General features: G+C 47.9%; 3 protein-coding genes and 1 rRNA gene. 3 read left to right on the top strand and 1 reads right to left on the bottom strand.

Going from position 1 to position 5644, the window contains the following annotated elements; genetic code table 11:
* Positions 1 to 245 precede the first annotated feature (245 nt).
* A complete protein-coding gene (locus ACPV3A_RS37330) occupies positions 246 to 1058 on the bottom strand; it encodes a YheC/YheD family protein (RefSeq protein ID WP_426204946.1) in 813 nt (270 codons plus the stop codon).
* Positions 1059 to 1468: 410 nt separating this feature from the next.
* Here ACPV3A_RS37330 and gyrA point away from each other — a divergent pair, with 410 nt between their 5' ends.
* From gyrA to ACPV3A_RS37345, 3 genes are all read left to right on the top strand, one after another.
* Positions 1469 to 3964 carry a DNA gyrase subunit A gene (gyrA, locus tag ACPV3A_RS37335; protein WP_426204948.1) on the top strand — a complete coding sequence of 832 codons (2496 nt, stop codon included), beginning with the start codon at positions 1469 to 1471 and terminating at the stop codon, positions 3962 to 3964.
* Positions 3965 to 4135: 171 nt separating this feature from the next.
* Complete coding sequence (locus ACPV3A_RS37340; protein ID WP_426204950.1) at positions 4136 to 5248, top strand: HD-GYP domain-containing protein; 1113 nt, start codon at positions 4136 to 4138, stop codon at positions 5246 to 5248.
* A gap of 297 nt (positions 5249 to 5545) precedes the next feature.
* Positions 5546 to 5644, top strand: a 16S ribosomal RNA gene (locus ACPV3A_RS37345); the annotation flags it as partial.

Raw genomic sequence — 5644 nt, forward strand, 5'->3', positions numbered from 1 at the left:
ACGGCTTCTTTCTTCGTTTCTTCGCTATATCGATTAAAGGTTTGGCCTTTCTTCGCTGACATAACAAAAATCCCCTCCGGTATCCAGTATTTGAGTTCATTGTAACATGTCCTCTTTTTTCACTGTCTACCATGAGGGGATAATACCAAGGCCTCAGGGACTGCCCTTTTATTTTTACGATAGATACGATTTGGTGTGTTCGCCATATATCCTGAATCTAGGCATTAAATTATATATCGCATAGGCTAACCGGTCTTTTTGGCTTTTTTCTTGCCGGTTAAGTTACGCCCATAAGCGTTTGCATATTTTTTTACTTGATTGTAGATGCTGGGATCCTTGAAAAATTTCTTGAACGGGAACAGTGCAGGTTTGGTATTAACCTCCAAGATCCAGATGTTCCAGCGACCGTCGATGGCAATATCGAGGCCGATTTCTTTCAGCTTGGGATAGGATTTCTGCAGCTGCGATGCGACATCCACCCCAAGCACATTCAGCTCTTTACGGATGTTCTCTGCCTCTTCTGCCGTCATATGCTCGGTCATCAGCGGTTTATAGTGCTGGGCTGCCCCACCGCTATGGTGGTTGGTAATGATTTTATTCTTGGCCGCTACCCGCCCGATTATTCCTGTGCTCACCCACTGGCCAGAAGGACTCTTCTGAGTAAGTACACGTAGATCAAAGGGGCGGCCTTTATGGCGAAGCAGATGGATGCCTTGCTGAATGAGATACTCCTTCCCCTGAAACAAAGCGCTCAGTGTTTTATCGAGACTCTCCAGGGAGGTAAACATTTCGGTTTTCTGTTCATAACGAAGCTTGTAGGAAGTGGTCGTGGTTTCGTCGGCATCACCGATTTTGGATTGGAGCTGCTCGACTGACATGACGCCGACGCCATAGGTTCCCCGGTCAGGCTTGATATACACAAGCGTATGTGTGCCCAGCATGTCACCAAGCGCCTCCAATGAATACTGGCGGGTAGAGGGAACATAAGAGGCGAGACCTTTATTTTTCAAGAGTATTTTCGTTTTCGCCCACTTGCTTGCAACGCGTTGGATAGTCAACCATCTTCATCCTTTCCAGCTGTATGATGGGAGTGACAGGATTTGGCCTGTCTCGTTAACAAACTCGTGTCCATCCGGTTGATTTGAAAGAATCGGGGCATCTCCAGCAAGAGAGCTTAAACCCGGAAAACATAGGACAAGTATGACAAACAGTGGTATAATATAAAGATGTGATGCTACGAAAAGTCCTGTGCAATGCATTGTATGTGAAAAGGGGCACGGAGGACAGGGCGTATATCCCGGTTTCCGGGCAAAAATCATTCTTTCACTTGATCCATCCCGTGTTTAATTGTGCACGGTTTGTGAAAGTAATATAATAAAGGTTAGTGCGTTTTTAGGTTTCTGATCACTATTCTGCTTTTTTCACATAGATCAAGGCATGGTTGATAGGAAAATGAAGGAGGTCCAGCATGGCGGAAGAAAATTTCTCCCAAATCAAAGATCGTGACATTGGTACCGAGATGCGCGAGTCCTTTATGGACTACGCGATGAGTATCATTGTCAGCCGGGCTTTGCCGGATGTACGGGACGGAATGAAGCCAGTACACCGTCGTATTTTATATGCGATGTCTGAACTTGGAATGGCCCCGGATAAACCGCATAAGAAATCGGCAAGAATTGTTGGCGAGGTTATCGGTAAGTACCATCCTCATGGTGATTCCGCAGTTTATGAATCCATGGTTCGGATGGCGCAGGACTTCTCCATGCGTTATATGCTTGTTGATGGACACGGAAACTTCGGTTCCATTGACGGCGATATGGCAGCGGCTATGCGTTATACCGAGGCTCGTTTATCGAAGATTGCTATGGAAATGCTGCGTGATATTAATAAAGAGACGATAGACTTTGCTCCTAACTATGATGGTGAGGAACAGGAGCCGGTCGTACTTCCTGCGCGTTATCCTAACTTGCTGGTAAACGGCGTGTCCGGGATCGCAGTAGGTATGGCTACCAATATTCCGCCTCATAATCTCGGTGAAGTTATCGATGGCGTTCAGGCGATGATTCGAAATCCTGATATCACGCCGATGGAGCTGATGGAATATATTCAAGGACCGGATTTCCCGACAGCGGGTTATATTCTGGGACGTGAGGGGATTCGTCAAGCATACCGTACGGGCCGTGGATCCGTTACGATGCGGGCGAAAGCGACCATAGAAGAGAATAATAACAAGGCTCGCATTGTCGTTCACGAGATTCCGTATCAGGTGAACAAGGCTCGACTGGTTGAGAAGATCGCGGAATTGGTTCGCGATAAGCGGATTGACGGCATTACGGATCTCCGCGACGAGTCGGACCGTAACGGTATGCGGATTGTTATTGAGCTGCGCCGGGACGTTAACCCAAATGTCGTTTTGAATAACCTGTACAAGCATACGGCTATGCAGTCTAATTTCGGTATTAACATGCTGGCTATCGTAAACAATGAGCCGAAAATTTTGAATCTGCGCGACGTGCTGTTCTACTATTTGGAGCATCAGGTTATCGTTATCCGTCGCCGTACCGAGTTTGAACTGAAGAAGGCGGAAGCTCGCGCTCATATTCTCGAAGGTTTGCGGATTGCGCTGGATCATCTCGATGAGGTTATTGCCCTCATTCGCGCGTCGCAGACTACAGAGGCAGCTCGCGAAGGCTTGATGGAGCGTTTCGGTCTCAGTCATGAGCAGGCGCAGGCCATCCTGGATATGCGTTTGCAGCGCCTGACCGGACTCGAACGCGAGAAGATTGAGAACGAGTACCAAGAATTGCTTGCCAGAATCGCGGAACTGCGCGAGATCTTGGCTAATGAGTATCTTGTGCTTCAAATTATCAATGATGAGCTCCAAGAGATTAAGGAACGCTTCTCGGATGAGCGCCGTACCGAAATTACGGTCGGGGAAGACAGCATCCTGGATGAGGATCTGATTCCACGGGAAGAAGTGATCATCACCATTACGCATACCGGTTACATCAAGCGTCTGCCTGCGAACACCTATCGCAGCCAGAAGCGGGGCGGCCGCGGCGTTGTGGGGATGGATACGAAGAGCGAAGACTTTGTCGAGCATCTCTTCGTCACGAATTCCCACCACTATCTGATGTTCTTCACGGACAAAGGGAAGGCGTACCGGTTGAAAGCCTATGAGATTCCTGAGCTTAGCCGTACCGCCCGCGGAACGCCGATCATCAACCTGATTCAGATTGAACAGGGCGAGTCGATCAATGCCGTGATCCCGGTGGAGAACTTTGACAGCGATAATTTCTTGTTCTTTGCCACACGTCAGGGTGTCGTTAAGAAAACTCCGCTTGAGGATTATGTCAATATCCGCAAGGGCGGTCTGATTGCGATCAACCTGCGCGATGATGATTCCTTGATCGAGGTTAAGCTGACAGATGGTCGGCAGGAGATCATCATGGGAACGGCACAAGGCATGTCCATCCGCTTCAAGGAGAGCGATGTTCGCTCGATGGGAAGAAGCGCGACGGGGGTGAAAGGGATTACGCTCGATGACGATGACGAAGTCATTGGCATGGACGTGGTGGACCAGGAGCTTGATATCCTTATTGTAACGACCAAAGGTTACGGCAAGCGGACGCCTGCAAGCGACTACCGCAGTCAGACCCGTGGCGGCAAAGGGATCAAGACTATCAATATTACGGAGAAAAACGGACCGGTTGTGGCACTTAAGGTCGTGAAATCGGAAGAGGATCTCATGATTATTACGGCTAGCGGTACCATCATCCGTACGAGCATGGAGGGCATCTCTACCATGGGCCGTTATGCTCAGGGCGTGAAGCTGATCAACATCCGTGAGGATGATTCCGTAGGTACCGTGTGCCGTGCGGACAAGAGCGATGAGCCTGAAGCCGGTGAAGAGGAAGAAGAAGGCCAAGACGGCACAGAGCCGGTTGAGCCGACAGAAGAATAAACGATAGTATCGAGCATGAATGCAGATTTGCATTCATGCTCTTTTTGTCTTACCGGATTACAAATTCAGGGAAATGGTATTGTACAGGCCGCAAAAGACGAACTATAATATGTATAATATAAGGTGAAGTTTGCTGCCGTGACGCAGCTTAATAGATGGAGAGGGTTGATCATGACGATCAAAGCCGTGAATGAAGTGGTGGCTGGAGTAAAGCTGGCCAAAGATGTGCATACGCCTCTGGGGGGCCTTTTGCTGCAAAAAGGGAAAGTTTTGCTTCCCCGGGATCTAGAGGTATTGAAAGCTTTCATGGTGGACCATGTAATTATAGAATCCGTTGAAGCAGATAGCACAAGAATACCGACCGTAAAATCTGCCGGACAGAAGCCGTCGCTGATCTTTACGGGGAATCAACAAGGCAGTGGGAACGAAGAGGCACCTGTCCGAAAAGACTTGGCCTTGCATGAGGAATACGACAAGACCATGACCCTGGTCAAAAACTGTTACCAGTCCGCCATAACGGGCGAGCTGCGAATGTATGAAGTGCGTAAACAAATGGACAACTTATTAAAACACCAACATGAGTATCATGTCCTTAAATTCATTCCTCGCATGACCAATCGCCATGATTATCGGTATCACAGTGCCGTGCTATGTGCCCTTTCCTCCTATAAGCTGGCACAATGGGTGGGGCTCCCGCAGAAAGATTGGATGCAGGTTGCCTTTGCAGGACTGCTGCATGATATCGGAAATGCCAAGATTGATCCGATTGTGTTGAACAAACCTTCCAAACTTACCGAAGAAGAGAACGAAGAAGTACGTCAGCATACGACCTACGGTTATCAGATTCTCAAGAATGTTGCGGCGGTGAATGAAGGAGTTCGGCTCGCAGCTCTCCAGCATCATGAGAAAGTAGATGGCTCGGGGTATCCATTGCGGCTGGATGGGAACAAGATTCATATCTACGCCAAGATCGTTGCTGTTACGGATATCTTTCATGCGATGACACTGGATAAGTTCTATCGGAATGCTCAATCTCCTTATGTTGTGCTGGAACAAATTCAACTAGAGGCCTTTGGCAAGCTGGATCCAAAGATCGTTCAGACTTTTATCCGAAAGGTAACGGCCTTGCATTCAGGTACTCAAGTCCGGTTGAGCAATGGCACTTCGGGAGAAATCGTATTTACGGATGCCCAGCATCCAACGAGACCGATGGTATCGGTTCAGGGAGAGATCATTAACCTGATGCAACAGCACCAACTCTATATAGAAGAAGTTATTTATTGATTTTCAAAAAAGGGTTGACCTACATAGGAAAGCTGTGATATATTATTTCTTGCCGCTTCTGAGCGGGAATATATCGCAGCTTTCAATGAAATAAAAGTTTTCAAAAAAAAGCTTGCTAAATAATTGAGAATGTGATATATTATAAGAGTTGCTGGTGCGAACGAGATTCGCCGGCGACGAAGAAGTTGATCTTTGAAAACTGAACAACGAGTGAGTAAAACGAACCACTTTGGTGGGACGTTGAAGTAGAGAATTGAACAAATTCTCGTCAGTTAAGAAATGAGCAAGTCAAACACTTTATTGGAGAGTTTGATCCTGGCTCAGGACGAACGCTGGCGGCGTGCCTAATACATGCAAGTCGAGCGGACTTGATGGAGTGCTTGCACTCCTGATGGT

It is taken from the genome of Paenibacillus sp. Dod16, from assembly GCF_049893405.1.
Taxonomy (GTDB): domain Bacteria; phylum Bacillota; class Bacilli; order Paenibacillales; family Paenibacillaceae; genus Paenibacillus_AQ.

Excerpts from the sequence above, each read along its gene's own strand:
- gyrA (WP_426204948.1), top strand. The coding sequence starts at position 1,469 with ATGGCGGAAGAAAATTTCTCCCAAATCAAAGATCGTGACATTGGTACC.
- ACPV3A_RS37340 (WP_426204950.1), top strand. The coding sequence starts at position 4,136 with ATGACGATCAAAGCCGTGAATGAAGTGGTGGCTGGAGTAAAGCTGGCC.